The organism is Citrobacter sp. R-1.5.2 (assembly GCF_035064245.1).
In the GTDB taxonomy this organism is placed as follows: domain Bacteria; phylum Pseudomonadota; class Gammaproteobacteria; order Enterobacterales; family Enterobacteriaceae; genus Citrobacter.
Map to the genome: position 1 here is coordinate 1 of NZ_JASEYC010000075.1, position 1,064 is coordinate 1,064.

1 protein-coding gene is annotated in these 1,064 nt (G+C 55.5%); it reads left to right on the top strand.

The window, feature by feature from the left end:
- Positions 1 to 104: 104 nt before the first annotated feature.
- A complete protein-coding gene (locus tag QMN38_RS26635; RefSeq protein ID WP_013263789.1) occupies positions 105 to 905 on the top strand; it encodes a subclass B1 metallo-beta-lactamase VIM-1 in 801 nt (266 codons plus the stop codon).
- Positions 906 to 1,064 lie beyond the last annotated feature (159 nt).

Sequence of the window (1,064 nt, forward strand, 5' to 3'; positions counted from 1 at the left end):
ACGCCGTGGGTCGATGTTTGATGTTATGGAGCAGCAACGATGTTACGCAGCAGGGCAGTCGCCCTAAAACAAAGTTATGCCGCACCCACCCCTATGGAGTCTTGATGTTAAAAGTTATTAGTAGTTTATTGGTCTACATGACCGCGTCTGTCATGGCTGTCGCAAGTCCGTTAGCCCATTCCGGGGAGCCGAGTGGTGAGTATCCGACAGTCAACGAAATTCCGGTCGGAGAGGTCCGACTTTACCAGATTGCCGATGGTGTTTGGTCGCATATCGCAACGCAGTCGTTTGATGGCGCGGTCTACCCGTCCAATGGTCTCATTGTCCGTGATGGTGATGAGTTGCTTTTGATTGATACAGCGTGGGGTGCGAAAAACACAGCGGCACTTCTCGCGGAGATTGAAAAGCAAATTGGACTTCCCGTAACGCGTGCAGTCTCCACGCACTTTCATGACGACCGCGTCGGCGGCGTTGATGTCCTTCGGGCGGCTGGGGTGGCAACGTACGCATCACCGTCGACACGCCGGCTAGCCGAGGCAGAGGGGAACGAGATTCCCACGCATTCTCTAGAAGGACTCTCATCGAGCGGGGACGCAGTGCGCTTCGGTCCAGTAGAGCTCTTCTATCCTGGTGCTGCGCATTCGACCGACAATCTGGTTGTATACGTCCCGTCAGCGAACGTGCTATACGGTGGTTGTGCCGTTCATGAGTTGTCAAGCACGTCTGCGGGGAACGTGGCCGATGCCGATCTGGCTGAATGGCCCACCTCCGTTGAGCGGATTCAAAAACACTACCCGGAAGCAGAGGTCGTCATTCCCGGGCACGGTCTACCGGGCGGTCTAGACTTGCTCCAGCACACAGCGAACGTTGTCAAAGCACACAAAAATCGCTCAGTCGCCGAGTAGCAGATGCGGCATAACAAATCGTTGGAGCGGGACTTTTGCTACGCAGGCTGCGCCTACTCCGCAAAAGCCCCTCAACTCAGGCGTTAGGCATCACAAAGTACAGCATCGTGACCAACAGCAACGATTCCGTCACACTGCGCCTCATGACTGAGCATGACC

Bases quoted from the DNA above. Each gene is read 5' to 3' on its own strand.
- QMN38_RS26635 (WP_013263789.1), top strand. From the start codon at position 105: ATGTTAAAAGTTATTAGTAGTTTATTGGTCTACATGACCGCGTCTGTC.